A 16,768-nucleotide genomic window follows, 5' to 3' on the forward strand; every position below is an offset into this window, starting at 1 on the left:
GGAAGGGTTTCTTAAAAAAATATTTGGAAAGCTGTTTGGGGACAAGGGATACATATCCAAAAATCTGTTCGAAATACTTTTTACTGACGGTATACATCTGGTAACAGGAATACGTAACAAATGAAGAACAGCTTAATGAGCATGAACGACAAAATAATGTTGAGAAAAAGATCGGTCATAGAAACCGTAAACGATGAGCTTAAGAACATCTGCCAGATTGAACATTCAAGACATCGTTCCTTCATCAATTTTGTCGTTAATATTCTGGCTGGATTGGCAGCATATAGCTTCTTCCCTAAAAAGCCATCAATCAAATACCAAACTATTAAAACTAACCAGCTGTACGCATTTTAATTATCGAACTCAGGTTAGTATAAACAAAACAGATAAGATAATGGCAACCATGCACCCTTACTTAAACTTCGATGGCAAGGCCGAAGAAGCTTTTAATTTTTACAAGTCGGTTTTTGGTGGAGAATTTATATTCTTCGCAAAAATGAGCGATGCACCTGAATCTGATCAATTATCTGAAGAAGAAAGAAACCGCGTAATGCATGTGGCTTTACCCATTAACGAGCATACCATCTTAATGGCTTCAATTGTGTGCCTTCTTTAGGGCATGTGCTCAAAGAAGGCAACAACATGTACATCAACATCAATGCCGAAAGCCGCGAAGATGCCGATCGTTTGTTTAATGGTCTTTCTACTGGTGGTAAGATCGAAATGCCTATGGAAGATATGTTCTGGGGCGATTACTTCGGCAGTTTTAAAGATAGGTTTGGCATCCAGTGGATGGTTAACTTTGGCAGTTATAAATAGACAAAATTCCTTATTATTTTCTTTATAGAGATAATCGGCTTAAAGTTTCTCTGGTTACACCTAGATAAGAAGCAATAAGGGTTTTCGAAATTCTCTTTTGTAAAGATGGGTATTGATTGCGCCATTGTTTATAACGCTCGCCCGCATTATTACTCAACAGTGCCAGTACCCGTTTTTGTAAAGCCATATTGCCTGTAGTGTACTTTTTTCTGAAAAAGTATTCCATTTTTCGTGAAGATGCACAAAGTTTCTCCTTGTTTTCGAAAGAGATGGAGAGGGTTTCGGTATCTTCAATACAATCCACATTCAACGTGGCCGGCATCCCGGTATTAAAAGCATTTGGATCTGAAAACCACCATTCTTCCATCGCCAGCTGTAAAATGTATTCTTTGCCCTCATGGTCGGTATAGGAAGACTTTACAATTCCTTTCACCACAAAATGTTCGCAGCTGCTTACATCGCCTGCCTGAATAATGTACTGGTGCTTTTTATATCTCCGCCTGGTGAAAAAAGATTCGGCATGTTGAAATTCTTCATCTGTTAAACAAACGATCTGATCTATATGCGCCCTTAAAAAATTTGTTTCCATGTTTCTGATGCAACAAAACAAATGTACTGTTTATTGCAGATTTATAAACCTGTTGCAATTATCCTTAGCCAGTAAACGTGATAATGGTCACGTTAAAATAGTGATGTATGTCCTTTACAAAAGTTGATGCTTGTATTAAGTTTGCAAAACACAAACACACAAAACCAACCGCTAACACACAAATGAAACTTAAATTACTTCTATTAATGGCTCTGGTAGCCGTATTAAACACACAGAGATTAGCTGCCCAGAGCCTCGCCAAAATGAACTGGTTTAACGAACCTGAGAAATGGGAAATCAAGGATAAAAACACATTCAGTATGTTTGTGCCAGCCAAAACAGATTACTGGCGCATTTCGCATTATGGCTTTACTGTTGATGATGCCCCTTTTTATTATGCCACCTATGGTGGTGAATTTGAGGTGAAAGTAAAAATTACCGGAAACTATGTAACCACCTTCGACCAGATGGGGTTAATGCTCCGTATTAATGAAGAAGAGTGGATTAAAGCTGGGGTAGAGTTCGTAAACGGTAAACAAAATGTAAGTGCAGTGGTTACCCATAAAACCAGCGACTGGAGCGTAGTGGAGTTGGCACAGGCACCTGCATCCATCTGGATGAAGGCCGTTAGAAAGCTTGATGCCGTTGAGATTTTCTATTCGTTGGATGATAAAAAATATACGATGCTCCGTACCTGTTATTTTAAGGATAATACCCCGGTAATGGTTGGCCTTGTGGCGGCTTGCCCGGATGGTAAAGGCTTTAACGCCACCTTCGAAAATTTCAAAGTAACCCCTACTCCCGATCAGCGCAGGTTAGATTGGGCGAAAAAACAAGAGAACTAAGATGGATTAACTTTATGCATTGTCAGCCTGAGCTTGTAGAAGGACAGCCAAAAGCTTTTCGTTAAGCTCAGGCTGACAAATGTTATGATCAAACCTTAGCCAGTGCATCAACCAGATCCTGAAAACCTGGACGGTTTAAAGGAATCGTATCTAAACAACTATCCCTAAGTTCGCCGAGTATGGTTAAAGTACCTTCGTGTGGCTTATTACTTAACGATAACAGATCATCAAGCAGGTAGCCATAGGCACTCACTTCAATCCGCTCTAACGCGAAAGCCAGCTCAACAGCTGTTTTATCGTAAAAACTTGCCGCACCAAAATCGCCAAATAGGGTACTACCCTCCTCATCAATCAAGGTATTGTGTGCATACAGATCACCATGCATAATGCCTGCCTGGTGCAATTGTGCCGCTAATGAGGCTATGGTTTTGGCAATGTTCAGTATCTGTTTTTCTGATAACCGCATCTCCGGAGAAAAAACATCCCTGGTGCAGCTCTCTAAACTTGGTGGATTACCCAGGTTATAAAAATGATGCGGGATCAGATCCATCACCAGGCCCTTTTTATCTTCAGGATGCAGGGCAATCTGTCCGATCAGGTTCACGAGGCCAGGGTGGTAACCTGCAGCAATGTAGGCAGTCATCTCATCCTCTGGTAAACCATCACTGGTTACATTGCCCTTAAATATTTTAACAGCCACTTCACTGGTTTCGTCGCCCATAGTTCTGTTGGCTTTAGAAATGACGCCCGATGCTCCCTCGCCCAATAAATGACTGATTTCTAAATCGTGCCAATTGATCAAAGAAAGTGTTTCTACAGCAGGCGTTTTGCTGAAATTATTCCCAGAGAAGGCAATCCAAGATAGTCTTGGCATCGTGGCCAGCCAGGTTGGCAATTCATGCAGTTTATTGGCCGGTATCCGCAATAGGGCTAAGTTTTTGCAGTTGCCCAGTTCTTGGGGCAATGTTGCCAGACGGTTTCCCGATAACATCAGCTTTTGCATGCGTGCACAATGACCGATTTCCTTCGGCAGTTCGGCGATATTGTTATTGGTTAAAATCAACCAGCGTAGATTCTTGTGAAGCGATTTTGCCGGTACGGTTTTAATCCGGTTAGATTTAAAACCTACAATATCCAACAAAGGGCAATCGGCCAATACTTCCGGTAAAACCGTAAACAGGTTTTCCGAACAGAAGAAAATCTTCAGCTTCTTTAAACGGCCAAAATCTGCAGGCAGTGAACTTAGTTTATTAAAAGAAAGATCGAGCACCTCCAGCGTATCGGCCAGCTCAAATATTTCCGCTGGAAAATCGGAAAGATCTTCAGAAAGTTTTAAGGATACTGCTCCTTTAAGTTTACCGCTTTGAAGTGCTAACAGACTTTGCATGGGTTACGTTGGTTTTAATAGTAAGAAACGAAGATAAGGCTATATGACTCATTTTAATAAAAGATCAGCTATAAATTGATGGTGTTTTCTATCTGTATCTGTTTTAAAAAATATTCATCGTGCGATACCACCAGGAGTGTTCCCTTATAATCGTTAATCGCTGCGGTTAAAATCTCTACATTCTGAACATCCAGGTTATTGGTGGACTCATCCAGGATCATCAGGTCGGGAGATTGATTGCAGATGGTTAAAGAGCAGAGGATTAAACGCATTTTCTCTCCACCGCTTAAGGCCGAACAGGGCTTGTCCCAGTCGGCTTTGCCAAATAAAAACCGGTTTAAACGGATCTTGATTTCATGTTCCTGCAAAACACCCGGATTGTACTGTTGCGCCTGTTCGTATACACTAAGTTCATTATCGATCAATAAATAATCCTGATCGATGTACGTTTCTTGGATAGGTACTTTATTGATCGATCCAACTGAAGGCTGAAGCGCACCCAAAATAATCTTGATCAAAGTCGTTTTACCCGAACCGTTTCGCCCTTTAATTACCAAACGTTCACCGCTAAAAATCTGGAAGTTTAGCGGCTCTTCCCAGAGCATCTGGTCCTGATAACCGAAATTAATTCCTTTGGCTTCTACAATCGTTTTCCCTTTATGGAGCACAGTTGGATTAAAGCCTATTTTCATTTGATCCACATCGGGCAGTGCCGAGCGGAGCTGTATCAGTTCAGCAGAAATATGGCCGAGCTTTTCGGCATGCACACCTTTCATCCTGGAAGTGCTTTTTTCGGCTTTGTTCTTCAATGTATTCATCGAAATGGTGGGTAAGCCTGCCTTTTCCTGTTTTTTCTTGCCCCGGGCATCAAGCTTTTGCTGCCGCTCCAAAGCTTCACGCTCAACCTCTTTGGCTTTACGCAGCGCTTTTTCCTTTGCCTTTACCTCCTGGTTTAATGCATCATTTTCCATTTTTTTCTGCGCGACATAGAAATCGTAATGGCCTCCATAAAGCGTTAAACCCTTTGAACTGAGTTCGTAAACCTGATCAACGAGGTTCAATAGGGTTCGGTCGTGACTCACCACCATAACGGTATTTCTGGTCGATCGGATATAATGGTACAATATGTTTCTACCCTCCAGATCAAGGTGGTTGGTAGGCTCATCAAGCAAAACGATTTCTGGCTGGTGTATGGCTATACCGGCCAAAAACACACTGGTTTTTTGTCCGCCGCTTAGCGTTTCCATTTTTTGGTTTAAATCGAGTCCATCTAAGCGCCAATGGCTTAATACTTCCTGGCAGCGTTCTTCTATTGTCCAGTCGTCGTTAAGCAGGCTTAAATTCTCATCCGTTACCTCACCATTTAAGATTTCGTAAAAGGCTTTCAATTTATTGTCGATCCCGATGGCCTGCGCAACAGTGAGCGCATTAAACTGACCAAATAGCTGCGGTATATAATAAGGAACGGATTCGGCTTTTACATCCCCGCTAGTGGGTGCAAGTTTACCCGCTAAAATTTTTAAAAGTGTAGATTTCCCTGCGCCGTTGTAGCCAATGAGTGCAATTTTATTATATTTATGGATGGCGAGATTTAAATCAGTAAACAATAAATCTCTATTGGGATGGTTGTAAGTAACCCCTTGTAGAATAAGCATGAATTTCTTTTTTAATGGTAAATAATTGCAAAAGCGGTATCGCTCTGCTTGTTATCTATTTTCTGAAAAGAAATTAATCTTACATGGATTGGGGGTTTTGGTGATGAGGCAAAGATAGAGAAATTTTTGCGTTTTGCGAAAGGCGGTTGGCGTGGATGGATGGATTAGTCTGAGGTCGGGCGCAAAGATTGGAAAATAAAAATTAGTGTTTTAATCACCACGATTGTCATCCTGATCCGATCGCTATCGGATGCAGTGAAGGATCTTTTTCCGGATGTTACCTCTAATTAGAAAAGATCCTTCGTTACCCTCAGGATGACAATTTAGTATTCCTCTTTGTTCAATCCTATACAAACAATATTGTCATATAGATTTTATCTATATCAATTTTTATTTGCAATAGAAATTTAATCCTATATATTTACAAAAAACTTTAGGGGTGCCGCCGTGCTGAGAAATACCCTTTGAACCTGATGCAGTTAGTACTGCCGAAGGGAAAAGTGAAAGCAATACCATTGCTGTCTTTTCGATCCCCGTTACGGGGCAATCTCTATAGTTTTTCCAATTTTTTTAAATATGGAAATAACGATCAACAATCAAAATCATTCGCTAACCGAAGCCTGTTCTATCGAACAGCTATTGGCTACAGTTCTATTTTTAGCAACCGATGGCCTTGCAATAGCGGTCAATCAAAGCATCATTCCTAAATCGGGCTGGACTACCCATGTATTAAATCCCGGCGATCAGATTATACTCATCAAAGCCACGCAGGGGGGATAAAATTGAATGATTGAATTATAGGATGATTGAATGGCAACATTCCCTCATTCAATCATTCTCTAATTCTGTCCCTCTCTCATTCGGTCATTCAATCATTCACTCATTCAAAATTCAATCATTCTCTCATTCAATCATTTACATATGAAACAAGAAAAAACACCGAACCAGGAAGTCATTAGCCGCAGTCCCTTTCCGGCATCACGCAAAATACTTGTGCCCGGAAAAATCCACAATATACAGGTCGCCATGCGCGAAATCAGTTTGTCGGAAACCAAAATCCATAACGGATTTGGCCTAACTGAAGCTAATCCGCCAGTAACTGTTTACGATACCAGTGGCCCATATACCGATCCGAATGCCGTTATTGATGTTAAAAAAGGATTGCCACGATTGAGGGAACAATGGGTTAAAGACCGGCAGGATGTGGTAGAACTCCAGGAACTTTCCTCTACTTACGGGCAACAACGTTTGGCCGATGAGAAACTCGACGCCTTACGCTTTAATTTTATCAATAAACCCTATAAAGCCCAGCCTGGTGCCAATGTATCGCAAATGCATTACGCCAAAAAGGGGATGATTACCGCCGAGATGGAATACATTGCCATCAGGGAAAACCAACAGATTGAATTGCTTAACGAACAGTTGGGCAATCAGCATGAGGTAATGAACCACCAGCATCAGGGCAATAGTTTTGGCGCCAATACCCCAAAAGGATATATCACCCCCGAGTTTGTACGGGCAGAGGTGGCTGCGGGAAGGGCGGTGATCCCCTGCAACATCAATCACCCCGAACTGGAGCCGATGATTATCGGGCGCAATTTTCTCGTGAAAATCAATGCCAATATTGGCAATTCAGCCGTTACCTCTACCATCGAAGAAGAAGTCGAAAAAGCCGTATGGGCTTGTCGTTGGGGTGCCGATACGATCATGGATTTATCAACGGGAAAGAATATCCACGAAACCCGCGAATGGATTATCCGCAATTCGCCAGTACCCATCGGGACCGTTCCCATTTATCAGGCCCTGGAAAAAGTAAATGGAAAAGCCGAAGACCTCACCTGGGAAATCTTCCGCGATACCCTAATTGAGCAGGCTGAGCAGGGGGTAGATTATTTTACCATCCATGCCGGGGTGCTGCTCCGTTATGTGCCTTTAACCGCCAAAAGGATTACGGGTATTGTTTCGCGTGGCGGATCCATTATGGCCAAATGGTGCCTGGCCCACCATAAAGAAAATTTTCTGTATACCCATTTCGAAGAAATCTGCGAAATTATGAAGGCTTACGATGTCGCTTTTTCGTTAGGAGATGGTTTAAGACCAGGCTGTATTGCCGACGCCAATGATGCCGCACAGTTCTCTGAATTGGAAACCCTTGGCGAACTGACCAAAATCGCCTGGAAACACGATGTGCAGACCATTATCGAAGGCCCTGGGCACGTGCCGATGCACCTGATTAAAGCCAATATGGAAAAACAGCTCGACCATTGTGGTGAAGCACCCTTTTATACATTGGGGCCGTTAACTACCGATATTGCACCGGGTTACGATCACATTACCTCGGCCATTGGCGCGGCCATGATCGGTTGGTACGGAACGGCGATGTTGTGTTATGTAACACCTAAAGAACATCTGGGGCTACCGAACAAAAAAGATGTAAAAGATGGCGTAATTACCTACAAAATAGCTGCCCACGCGGCCGATTTAGCCAAAGGTCATCCGGGGGCGCAATACCGCGATAATGCCTTGAGCAAGGCGAGGTTTGAGTTTAGATGGGAAGACCAGTTTAACCTGTCGCTCGATCCTGATACCGCAAAAGAATTCCACGACGAAACGCTTCCGGCAGATGGCGCCAAGATTGCGCATTTCTGTTCGATGTGCGGCCCCAATTTCTGCTCGATGAAAATTACGCAGGACGTACGCGAATATGCTGCAAAACAGGGCGTAGAAGCAGAAGATGCTTTGGCCAAAGGCATGCAGGAGAAATCGAAAGAATTTACTGAAAAAGGAAGCGAAATTTATTCTTAAACCATCAATGGAACTGATCGTCATCGCTAAACCGGCCATTTTTAAGGAAGAAAGCCATTTGCTAAACCAGCTTTTCGAAGCGGGTTTAGCGGTATTTCACTTGCGCAAGGAAAATGCAGATGAAGCTAGCTATAGAGAGATTATTGAAGGGATTTTACCCGAATATCATCCGCAGATCGCTTTACACCATTTTCATTCGCTGGCTAACGATTACAACATCAACCGGATCCACCATACCGAAAGTTTCAGGGAAAGCCATCATGATCAGGTTGTGGATGGAAATAAGATATTCAGTACGTCTATCCATCAGTTATCAGCTATCGGCGATATCCAAGAATACGATTACAGCTTCTTCGGGCCCGTTTTCAACAGTCTTTCTAAACCGGGTTATTTAGGTGTTATCCCTTCAGGTTTTCGGTTGGAAAAGAAAATTGGCCATACCAAAATCATCGCCCTCGGTGGCATCGGTTTAAGCCAAATTGATGCAGTAAAAGAAATGGATTTTGATGGCATTGCCTTATTGGGTGCGATCTGGAACGATCCTTCTCAAGCACTAAATACTTTTAAAAAAGCACAGGCCAAATGCCAGGCTCACACTTAAAATTTAAAAAATACAAACATGATTCAGCCCTTACAATATATCTCGCAAGCGCCCCGAACAGGCACCCATTTAGATGCCATAGCGCAGGTTCTCCAGGCGGGTGGAAAATGGATTCAGCTCCGCATTAAAAACCAATCGGAAGCCGACATCCTGCCTTTTGCACAAGCCGCACAAACCTTATGCGAAAGTTATGGTGCCAAACTCATTATAAACGACTACCCGCACCTGGCCAAAGCCGTGGGCAGTTATGGCGTGCATCTGGGTTTGCAGGATATGCCGATTCTGGAAGCCCGGAAAACCATCAATCCCGGGCAGATTATCGGTGGTACGGCCAATACCTTCGAACATATCCAACAAAGGGTAGCCGAGGGTGCCGATTATATTGGCCTGGGCCCTTTCCGTTTTACACGTACCAAAGAAAACCTGAGTCCGATTGTGGGTTTGGAAGGATACTACAAATTAATGGAAAAAGTAAGGCAGGCCGGTATCAAAACGCCCATTGTGGCCATCGGTGGTATCGAGGCTGCAGATATTCCGGCGATACTCGAAACCGGAATTTACGGAATTGCCATCTCGGCAGCGCTCACCAACCAGATACAAACTGCTGAAGTTCTCGATGAAATTAACAGCAAATTTAACATCCATTCCCTTTAACAATTTAGAGATATGTTAACAATAGCAGATCAAACCTTTAGCTCCCGCCTCTTTACCGGAACCGGAAAATTTAGTTCGGCCAGAGAGATGGAAAGCGCATTAATTGCCTCGGCTTCCGAACTGGTTACCGTTGCGCTTAAACGTGTCGATTTAAAAGGTAAGGATGATGATATCCTGCACCACCTTAAACACCCGCACATTAATTTATTGCCCAATACTTCTGGCGTACGCAATGCGAAAGAAGCTGTTTTTGCCGCTCAGCTCGCTCGCGAAGCCTTAGAAACCAACTGGATCAAACTGGAAATCCATCCCGATCCGAAATACCTGATGCCCGATCCGATCGAAACGCTTAAGGCCACCGAAGAACTGGTTAAACTGGGTTTCGTGGTGCTGCCTTATATCCATGCCGACCCCGTTTTGTGTAAACGTTTGGAAGATGTGGGTACCGCTGCGGTAATGCCATTGGGTTCGCCCATCGGCAGCAACAAAGGTTTGAGGACTATCGATTTTTTAGAAATTATTATCAGCCAAAGCAGGGTGCCTGTGATTATTGATGCAGGCATCGGTGCACCGTCTGATGCGGCAAAAGCCATGGAAATCGGTGCGGATGCTGTTTTGGTGAATACCGCCATCGCCATCGCCAGAAACCCCACCAATATGGCCATTGCATTTAAACTCGCTGTAGAAGCTGGTAGAATGGCTTTCGAAGCTAAACTCGGCGGTCAGCAGCATTATGCCACAGCCAGCAGCCCACTAACCGCATTCTTAGATGAGTAGTTTTAACACGGTATTCGAATCCCACAACTGGGATGATACCAAAGCCAGTATTTACGATAAAACTGCGGCCGATGTAGAGCGGGCACTAAACAATCCACAGCGCAGCCTGGAAGATTTTAAAGCCTTGATTTCGCCTGCCGCAATGCCTTATCTCGAAGATATGGCGCAGATCAGTCAACGTTTAACTCTAGACCGTTTTGGCCGCGTCATCCAGATGTACATTCCGCTTTACCTCTCCAATGAGTGTAACAACATTTGCACCTATTGCGGTTTCAGTTACGACAATAAAGTGCGGCGCAGAACGCTCAACCCGATGGAAATTATGCAGGAAGTGGCCGTAATCAAAGGTATGGGTTACGACCATGTACTGCTGGTAACAGGCGAGGCCAATCAAAGCGTACATACCGATTATTTTAAAAAGGTATTGGAGCTGATTAGTCCACATTTTGCCCATATATCCATGGAAGTTCAACCCCTGGACACCGAAGATTACGAAACGCTGATTCCACATGGTTTAAATACGGTACTGGTTTATCAGGAAACCTACCACCAGGACGATTACCGCAAACACCATCCCAAAGGCAAAAAATCTAACTTTTTATACCGCCTGGAAACCCCCGATCGGTTAGGACAGGCAGGCATCCATAAAATGGGCCTTGGCGTTTTAATCGGACTGGAAGACTGGCGGACAGATTCATTTTTTACGGCCCTACACCTATCCTATCTCGAAAAACAGTATTGGCAAAGTAAATTCAGCATCTCCTTCCCCAGGCTGCGGCCTTTTAGCGGTGGTTTAGAGCCCAAAGTGGTGATGAACGATAAAGAGCTGGTGCAACTGATCTGCGCCTACCGTTTATTCAACAGCGAAGTAGAACTGTCTATCTCTACGCGCGAAACCATGGCTTTCAGAAACCAGGTAATCAAATTGGGGATTACGGCCATTAGTGCAGGCTCTAAAACCAATCCTGGCGGATATGAAGTAGAACCACAATCGTTGGAGCAGTTCGAAATATCTGATGAACGCCCGGCACAGGAAATTGCGGCCATGATCAGAAAACAAGGTTACGAACCCATCTGGAAAGACTGGGATATGAGTTTGATCCATAAATCATGTTAGTAAAAGAAGAATTAAACCGGTACAACAGGCAAATGATTTTGCCCGAACTGGGGCTGGCCGGACAGGAAAAACTGAAGGCGGCCAAAGTGCTGATCATTGGTGCAGGCGGATTGGGCTGCCCGATATTGCAATACCTGGCTGCTGCAGGAGTAGGCGAAATGGGAATTGTAGATGATGATGTGGTAGAACTGAGCAACCTGCACCGCCAGATTTTGTACAACCATACCGATATTGGCCGGCCAAAGGCCAAAGTTGCCGCTGAGAAACTCGCCTTACTCAATCCCCATGTTCAGCTTAAGGCGTATCACGAACGTTTTACCGCTGAACGTGCAATACACATTTGCGGGGATTATGATCTGGTGATCGATTGTTCAGATAACTTTAGCACCCGTTACCTTGTAAACGATACCTGTGTAAGTTTGGGGAAAACACTCCTATTTGGCTCCATCTTGGCTTTTGAAGGGCAGGTTGCCGTATTTAACCACGAAGGAGGCGCAAACTACCGCGATCTTTATCCGGCACCACCAACTGAAAATATCAACTGTGCAGAAGGTGGGGTGATTGGGGTTTTACCCGGTATTGTTGCTTTGTACATGGCCAACGAAGCCATCAAAATCATCTGTGGCATTGGCGAAACCTTATCTGGCAAACTCATGACCATCAATGCACTGAACAATACCATGATGGTATTCAACATTGCACCAGAAAAACAACCGCAAACCATTAAACCCGAAATGGTGCATCATCAGATCAAAGAAATCGATAAAGCACTTTTAGATCAATGGCTTTCAGCTGCTGCAGATGAAGTCTTCCTGATCGATGTGCGCGAAGATTATGAACACGATGAAAGCAATATTGGTGGCGTAAATATTTCCTTATATGCATTAACAGATGCGCTTGAAAATATACCTAAGCATAAAAAAGTAATCTGTTATTGCCAAACGGGGCAAAGGAGCAAAATGGCGGTGCAGGTATTGAATGGGATTTATGAGGGGGAGTTGTTTAGTTTGAAAGGGGGATTTTAGTTCATTCGTCATTGGTTCACTTGTCATTGGTTCATTGGTAACCGCAAACTGTCAATTGCAAACTGTATTATTGTTTAAATTGGTTAACTGGCCACCGCCGTTTAACCACGGAGTGCGCAAAAGGAAGGCGCAAAGAGCACGGAGCTGGGTGCATAGTTGATATGAATAAATCGACTTCGGACTTCGGGCTAAGGACTTCGGACTATGCAATCGGTTAATGTCGCTGAACGCAAGGCCGGTTCCGTCATCCATTTTCCATCTAACATCATCCTTCCAACTATGTGGGTATTTCGGCAAAAGTGTATGCGCGTTCCGCGTTTAAGCTGACACCCTGTTTCGTTCCAAAGCGACAGTCTATTCCGGACCAAACTGTACGTGCTGATCGAAGGATCAGACTTTTCTCTGGGAATAATTCCTTTTAATTTTCTAAGTTCAGGCCAGAATGAGGCCTCAGATGATAAAATCGTATCTGATATGATGTTTGGTCTATGGGATAGGTTTTGAGCGTCTTAGGGCGTCTTTTTGAAGATATTCAGCTGCCTTTGCCTGGGATGGTGAGTTGCTGACCTAGCGGAAAGGATCTGATATCGTGTTGAACTTGGTTAAGGTAGGAGCTTACCGGAGGAGAGAAATTTGAGGTTGGTGATCCTATGCGTTCAGAGGGAAAGGAACAATTTAGGCGATTGCTCGGCAGTCAAATTCGCGTACAGTTTGGTCCGAAACGGACTGACCAGTTTCGTTGAAATACACAAACAAATGCTTGGTGTATATCATTATGGGTGTATGCGGCTACCGGCTTTCAAAGACTCGTATTTATTTAAAATGAAGGCCACTAAAGACGGTAGTTGATTACGCCTCGCCGCCAACACTGAAAAAATAATATCCCTTGCCTATCAAGCTAATGCTTAAAAAAATAATAACTTAGAGATACAGATTAAACCGCTCAATATGCTCACAAAAGAATTTGCAATACTAATGGTGTTTTGTTTCGGACTTTCGAATATGCCCCTGAAATCTACACCTCAGGAAAGGCCAGCTAAAGTATCCGCGTCGCCAGATCCTAAACGGTCTAAATCAATACCCGTTGATACTACAAATCGCCAAAATACAGCATACATCAAAGAAATCAAATACATACAGGATGCTAAATTTAACAAGTTTGCTAAAATTACCATCAAGAACATAACCAATCAGGTCATATCGGAAGTTTCTTTTAATCTTAGGGATAGTATCGACCAGGGAGGCCGTAATTGTTATGAGGTAAAAAGGAAGACTAAACTTCAACCCAATCAATCCTTAATTATTTTACAGCGTTTAAACAAGGGCGATGATCGTAAGGCGCATACCATCGGACTCGTAAAAATGAAATATAATATGAACATTAATTTCACGCTCGACTAAAGCAGGATTGTTAAAGAATTAAATTATAAATTTGGATGAGTCAGATCGGATAAAAGGCCTTAGTCTAACGTTAACCATTTCCACACAGATTATTCGCATAAATGAACTTAGCAGAAAAAATGGGCTTCGCTGATGATGCAAAGCTGTTAATCATCCATGCAGATGATGCAGGTCTTGCTCATTCGGAGAATTTAGCTACAATTCAATCGCTGGAGAAAGGAATTGTTAACTCGTATAGCATCATGATCCCCTGCCCCTGGTTTTATGAAATGGCTATGTTTGCCAAAGATAATCCCCAGTTTGATAATGGGATTCATTTAACACTAACATGCGAATGGGAAAATTATAAATTTGGACCTGTTTTGCCTGTCGCCGAAGTGCCAAGTTTAGTCGACAGAAATGGTTATTTTTACAAGAAAAGAGCGCTTCTGAAGGAAAATGCTACACTTGAAGATGTTAAGAAAGAACTTGAGGCGCAGATTGAAAAAGCACTCAGATTTGGATTAAAACCTACACATCTCGATTCTCATATGTATAGCGTCGGTTCAAGTCCGGAATTTTTTCAAATATACAGGGCCTTAGGCAAAAAATATAATCTGCCTATACTGGTTGGCAAAGAGTTGATGGAGATGGTTGGGCTTGATCCAAAAGATAACATCAATAAAGGCGACTTACTTATTGATAAAGCGCATTACGGAATTTGGGAATATTATGAATCAGGTGGATTAAGCGATTATTATCAGCAAGTTTTTGAAAACCTGGTATCGGGTTTAAACATCATTTTAATTCATCCCGCCTTTGATGATATGGAGATGCAGGGAATAACGGTCAATCACCCTAATTTTGGTTCTAAATGGCGGCAAATTGATTTCGAAAGTTTTACCCATAGAGATACTGAAGCGCTGGTGAGAAGGAACGATATAAAATTAATTACCTGGAACGATATCAGAAAGGTAAAATTTTAAAACGTTAAACATTGTTACGTATCAACTACGTTTTGGACTCAAACCCATTTTTTTAAAGATCCTTCACTGTGTTCAGGATGACAATCAGGGAACAAAGCAACCGCCTGTTTCTCCCGCTGATTACGGAGATTTACGATAGCCCAATGGTTTGCCACAGATTTGCACAGATCCAATTCCATCTTACATTTTCCGTTTTCCGTTTTTTTACCACAGCGTGCACAAAGAAAAGAGACAGAGGGCGCAGAGTTGGGCGCGTAGTTTATCTGCGTTTATCGTTTTAATCTGCGGGAACAAACCCATAGCCCAATGGTTTGCCACAGATTACACAGATCCAATTCCATCTTCCATTTTACATTTTCCGTTTTTTTACCACAGCGTGCACAAAGAAAAGAGAGAGAGGGCACAGAGTTGGGCGCGTAGTTTATCTGCGTTATCTTCTATAATCTGCGGCCTATATCTCCCGCGGATTACGGAGATTTACGCTGAACCCATTCCATCATCCATCCTACATTTTCCATTATTAAAGGTAATTATGGTTTTATCAATAATGACTACGCACTCGCTTTTGATCATTGCGAATTGATTATTAAACATTGATCATTCCATTAAAGATCCTTAGACCACGCTCAGGATGACAATCAGGGATAAATTGACGCTGTACTTCCGACTAAATGCTAAATCCTTTGCTGTGCCTTCAGCGCCAAATACTGGTTAATCACATTAATGGTTAGTTTCTGTGGTGGAGTAAGGATGGCCAGGATACCATGTTTATTGAGTTCCTTTACCATCAGTTTTTTCTCGTAGATAAATTTCTCGGCAATGGTTTTATGGTAAATGCCTTCCACATCTTTTGCAGGATCTGTACTCAATCCTTTCAGTTCTGTATTTTCGAAAAATACGACCACCAATAAGTGGTATTTGGCAATTCTTTTGAGGTAGGGCAACTGACGTTGCAGTGCCGATAAACTTTCGAAATTGGTAAAGAAAACCAGGAGCCCGCGCTGTTTGACCACCGAGCGTACTGCCGAATATAAAGCCTCAAGATTACTTTCCAGGTATCTGGTTTTTTCTTTGTAAAGTACGTTCATGATACTGCCCAGCTGCGAAGCTTTGCGGTCGGCCGGAACTACAGAGCCGATATTTTCGGATATGGTCATTAAACCCGCCTTATCTTCTTTGAGCATGGCCACTTTCGAAAGGGCAACCGTTGCATTGATGGCATAATCGAGCAAACTCAAGCCTTCGAAAGGCATACGCATTACACGCGATTTATCGATTACACAATAAATATTCTGCGATTTTTCGTCGGTATAGGTATTCACCATCAAGCCACCTTTCCTGGCAGTGGCTTTCCAGTTGATGGTACGGATATCGTCGCCGCCAACATAATTTTTGATCTGGTCGAATTCGCTGCTCTGCCCAACCTTTCTGATTTTTTTAATCCCAAATTCGGTTAAGTAGCGGGAAACGGCCATCAATTCGTACTGCCCGAGGTTAATAAAGGAGGGATAAACGGGCAGAACTTTAGCGCCATCGAAATTATACCGCCTGGTGATTAAACCCAATGGTGAACTGATATAGGCTCTGATAAAGCCGAAATCGTATTCCCCGCGTTTGGTGGGACGCAAATTGTAATGGATCGATTTTACTTCGGCAGGTTTTAGGTGAAGTTTAAAATCTTTATCGCGCAGTTGAAACTGAAAAGGGACCTCATCAATTACCCTTGCATTTACGCCAAAGCCATAACGGTTTTTGATCTCGATCTGTATCGGGTTTTCATCGCCATTGCTCAACCGTTTCGATGTAAATCTTTTGGCTTCGATGCCCTGGGTAATCCGGTATAAAATAAAAATATCGATAAAGAACAAAAGCACCACTGCCCCTATGGCAATTTCGGGAATATCGCCCAGCCAGGCAAAAAAGAACTTCAACAAAAAAAGCACACTACAAAAGCCCAAAGCCGTAAATAAACGGTCGGTTAGGAATAGATTGGTGTAATATTGCTGAAAGAATTTTTTCACTTTTGGGTTAATTGCTTAAATGGTTAATTGTTGAGCGTGGTTAATTGTTTAACTGTAATCATTAACTAAGACTCAAGACTGCGGGCTCAAGACTGCGGGCTCAAGAC

The 16,768-nt window shown here is 42.9% G+C and carries 16 protein-coding genes, 1 pseudogene and 1 riboswitch; of the genes and pseudogenes, 13 read left to right on the forward strand and 4 right to left on the reverse strand.

Features of this window, described 5'->3' with window-relative positions:
- From R2S57_RS19120 to R2S57_RS19130, 3 genes and pseudogenes are all read left to right on the forward strand, one after another.
- A pseudogene (locus R2S57_RS19120) lies at positions 1-354 on the forward strand (transposase); the annotation flags it as partial.
- Positions 355-394: 40 nt separating this feature from the next.
- Positions 395-616: a hypothetical protein gene (locus R2S57_RS19125; RefSeq protein ID WP_316846542.1), complete on the forward strand. Its 222-nt coding sequence runs from the start codon at positions 395-397 to the stop codon at positions 614-616.
- Between the two features lie 26 nt (positions 617-642).
- Entirely contained in the window at positions 643-819 is a 177-nt protein-coding gene (locus R2S57_RS19130) for a VOC family protein (RefSeq protein ID WP_316846543.1), read from the forward strand.
- Between the two features lie 22 nt (positions 820-841).
- Here the strand turns inward: R2S57_RS19130 and R2S57_RS19135 are convergent, their stop codons facing one another.
- Positions 842-1,408: a Crp/Fnr family transcriptional regulator gene (locus tag R2S57_RS19135; RefSeq protein ID WP_316846544.1), complete on the reverse strand. Its 567-nt coding sequence runs from the start codon at positions 1,406-1,408 to the stop codon at positions 842-844.
- A gap of 107 nt (positions 1,409-1,515) precedes the next feature.
- Here R2S57_RS19135 and R2S57_RS19140 point away from each other — a divergent pair, with 107 nt between their 5' ends.
- Positions 1,516-2,253, forward strand: a complete 738-nt coding sequence (locus R2S57_RS19140) for a DUF1349 domain-containing protein (protein ID WP_316846545.1) — start codon at positions 1,516-1,518, stop codon at positions 2,251-2,253.
- 88 nt (positions 2,254-2,341) lie between these two features.
- Here the strand turns inward: R2S57_RS19140 and R2S57_RS19145 are convergent, their stop codons facing one another.
- Together R2S57_RS19145 and R2S57_RS19150 are read right to left on the reverse strand one after the other, a co-directional pair.
- Complete coding sequence (locus R2S57_RS19145) at positions 2,342-3,640, reverse strand: leucine-rich repeat-containing protein kinase family protein (protein ID WP_316846546.1); 1,299 nt, start codon at positions 3,638-3,640, stop codon at positions 2,342-2,344.
- A gap of 68 nt (positions 3,641-3,708) precedes the next feature.
- Positions 3,709-5,295, reverse strand: coding sequence for an ABC-F family ATP-binding cassette domain-containing protein (locus tag R2S57_RS19150; protein WP_316846547.1), 1,587 nt, complete (start codon positions 5,293-5,295; stop codon positions 3,709-3,711).
- Positions 5,296-5,720: 425 nt separating this feature from the next.
- Positions 5,721-5,809, forward strand: a riboswitch (TPP riboswitch).
- A 62-nt stretch (positions 5,810-5,871) separates the two neighbouring features.
- On the opposite strand from R2S57_RS19150, the gene thiS reads away from it, so the two are divergent.
- The 9 genes from thiS (at position 5,872) to R2S57_RS19195 (ending at position 14,640) form a co-directional block, all read left to right on the forward strand.
- Positions 5,872-6,075 carry a sulfur carrier protein ThiS gene (gene thiS / locus R2S57_RS19155; protein WP_316846548.1) on the forward strand — a complete coding sequence of 68 codons (204 nt, stop codon included), beginning with the start codon at positions 5,872-5,874 and terminating at the stop codon, positions 6,073-6,075.
- A 141-nt stretch (positions 6,076-6,216) separates the two neighbouring features.
- A complete protein-coding gene (thiC, locus tag R2S57_RS19160; protein WP_316846549.1) occupies positions 6,217-8,100 on the forward strand; it encodes a phosphomethylpyrimidine synthase ThiC in 1,884 nt (627 codons plus the stop codon).
- Between the two features lie 7 nt (positions 8,101-8,107).
- On the forward strand, positions 8,108-8,701 hold the full coding sequence (locus R2S57_RS19165) for a thiamine phosphate synthase (RefSeq protein ID WP_316846550.1): 594 nt from the start codon (positions 8,108-8,110) through the stop codon (positions 8,699-8,701).
- 18 nt (positions 8,702-8,719) lie between these two features.
- On the forward strand, positions 8,720-9,355 hold the full coding sequence (locus R2S57_RS19170; RefSeq protein ID WP_316846551.1) for a thiamine phosphate synthase: 636 nt from the start codon (positions 8,720-8,722) through the stop codon (positions 9,353-9,355).
- A gap of 12 nt (positions 9,356-9,367) precedes the next feature.
- Positions 9,368-10,132 (forward strand): thiazole synthase, encoded by a 765-nt coding sequence (locus R2S57_RS19175; protein ID WP_316846552.1) that lies wholly within the window; start codon positions 9,368-9,370, stop codon positions 10,130-10,132.
- A complete protein-coding gene (gene thiH / locus R2S57_RS19180; protein ID WP_316846553.1) occupies positions 10,125-11,249 on the forward strand; it encodes a 2-iminoacetate synthase ThiH in 1,125 nt (374 codons plus the stop codon). Before R2S57_RS19175 ends, thiH begins: the two co-directional genes overlap by 8 nt.
- Positions 11,243-12,274, forward strand: coding sequence for a HesA/MoeB/ThiF family protein (locus R2S57_RS19185; RefSeq protein WP_316846554.1), 1,032 nt, complete (start codon positions 11,243-11,245; stop codon positions 12,272-12,274). Before thiH ends, R2S57_RS19185 begins: the two co-directional genes overlap by 7 nt.
- A 948-nt stretch (positions 12,275-13,222) precedes the next feature.
- A complete protein-coding gene (locus R2S57_RS19190; RefSeq protein WP_316846555.1) occupies positions 13,223-13,675 on the forward strand; it encodes a hypothetical protein in 453 nt (150 codons plus the stop codon).
- Positions 13,676-13,776: 101 nt separating this feature from the next.
- Positions 13,777-14,640, forward strand: a complete 864-nt coding sequence (locus tag R2S57_RS19195) for a polysaccharide deacetylase family protein (protein ID WP_316846556.1) — start codon at positions 13,777-13,779, stop codon at positions 14,638-14,640.
- A 674-nt stretch (positions 14,641-15,314) separates the two neighbouring features.
- Here R2S57_RS19195 and R2S57_RS19200 read toward each other — a convergent pair.
- Complete coding sequence (locus R2S57_RS19200; protein ID WP_316846557.1) at positions 15,315-16,661, reverse strand: DUF58 domain-containing protein; 1,347 nt, start codon at positions 16,659-16,661, stop codon at positions 15,315-15,317.
- Between the last annotated feature and the right edge of the window lie 107 nt (positions 16,662-16,768).

The organism is Pedobacter psychrodurus (assembly GCF_032678585.1).
In the GTDB taxonomy this organism is placed as follows: Bacteria; Bacteroidota; Bacteroidia; order Sphingobacteriales; family Sphingobacteriaceae; genus Pedobacter; species Pedobacter psychrodurus_A.

Excerpts from the sequence above, each read along its gene's own strand:
- R2S57_RS19125 (WP_316846542.1), top strand. The coding sequence starts at position 395 with ATGGCAACCATGCACCCTTACTTAAACTTCGATGGCAAGGCCGAAGAA.
- R2S57_RS19130 (WP_316846543.1), top strand. The coding sequence starts at position 643 with ATGTACATCAACATCAATGCCGAAAGCCGCGAAGATGCCGATCGTTTG.
- R2S57_RS19135 (WP_316846544.1), bottom strand. The coding sequence starts at position 1,408 with ATGGAAACAAATTTTTTAAGGGCGCATATAGATCAGATCGTTTGTTTA.
- R2S57_RS19140 (WP_316846545.1), top strand. The coding sequence starts at position 1,516 with ATGTCCTTTACAAAAGTTGATGCTTGTATTAAGTTTGCAAAACACAAA.
- R2S57_RS19145 (WP_316846546.1), bottom strand. The coding sequence starts at position 3,640 with ATGCAAAGTCTGTTAGCACTTCAAAGCGGTAAACTTAAAGGAGCAGTA.
- R2S57_RS19150 (WP_316846547.1), bottom strand. The coding sequence starts at position 5,295 with ATGCTTATTCTACAAGGGGTTACTTACAACCATCCCAATAGAGATTTA.
- thiS (WP_316846548.1), top strand. The coding sequence starts at position 5,872 with ATGGAAATAACGATCAACAATCAAAATCATTCGCTAACCGAAGCCTGT.
- thiC (WP_316846549.1), top strand. The coding sequence starts at position 6,217 with ATGAAACAAGAAAAAACACCGAACCAGGAAGTCATTAGCCGCAGTCCC.
- R2S57_RS19165 (WP_316846550.1), top strand. The coding sequence starts at position 8,108 with ATGGAACTGATCGTCATCGCTAAACCGGCCATTTTTAAGGAAGAAAGC.
- R2S57_RS19170 (WP_316846551.1), top strand. The coding sequence starts at position 8,720 with ATGATTCAGCCCTTACAATATATCTCGCAAGCGCCCCGAACAGGCACC.
- R2S57_RS19175 (WP_316846552.1), top strand. The coding sequence starts at position 9,368 with ATGTTAACAATAGCAGATCAAACCTTTAGCTCCCGCCTCTTTACCGGA.
- thiH (WP_316846553.1), top strand. The coding sequence starts at position 10,125 with ATGAGTAGTTTTAACACGGTATTCGAATCCCACAACTGGGATGATACC.
- R2S57_RS19185 (WP_316846554.1), top strand. The coding sequence starts at position 11,243 with ATGTTAGTAAAAGAAGAATTAAACCGGTACAACAGGCAAATGATTTTG.
- R2S57_RS19190 (WP_316846555.1), top strand. The coding sequence starts at position 13,223 with ATGCTCACAAAAGAATTTGCAATACTAATGGTGTTTTGTTTCGGACTT.
- R2S57_RS19195 (WP_316846556.1), top strand. The coding sequence starts at position 13,777 with ATGAACTTAGCAGAAAAAATGGGCTTCGCTGATGATGCAAAGCTGTTA.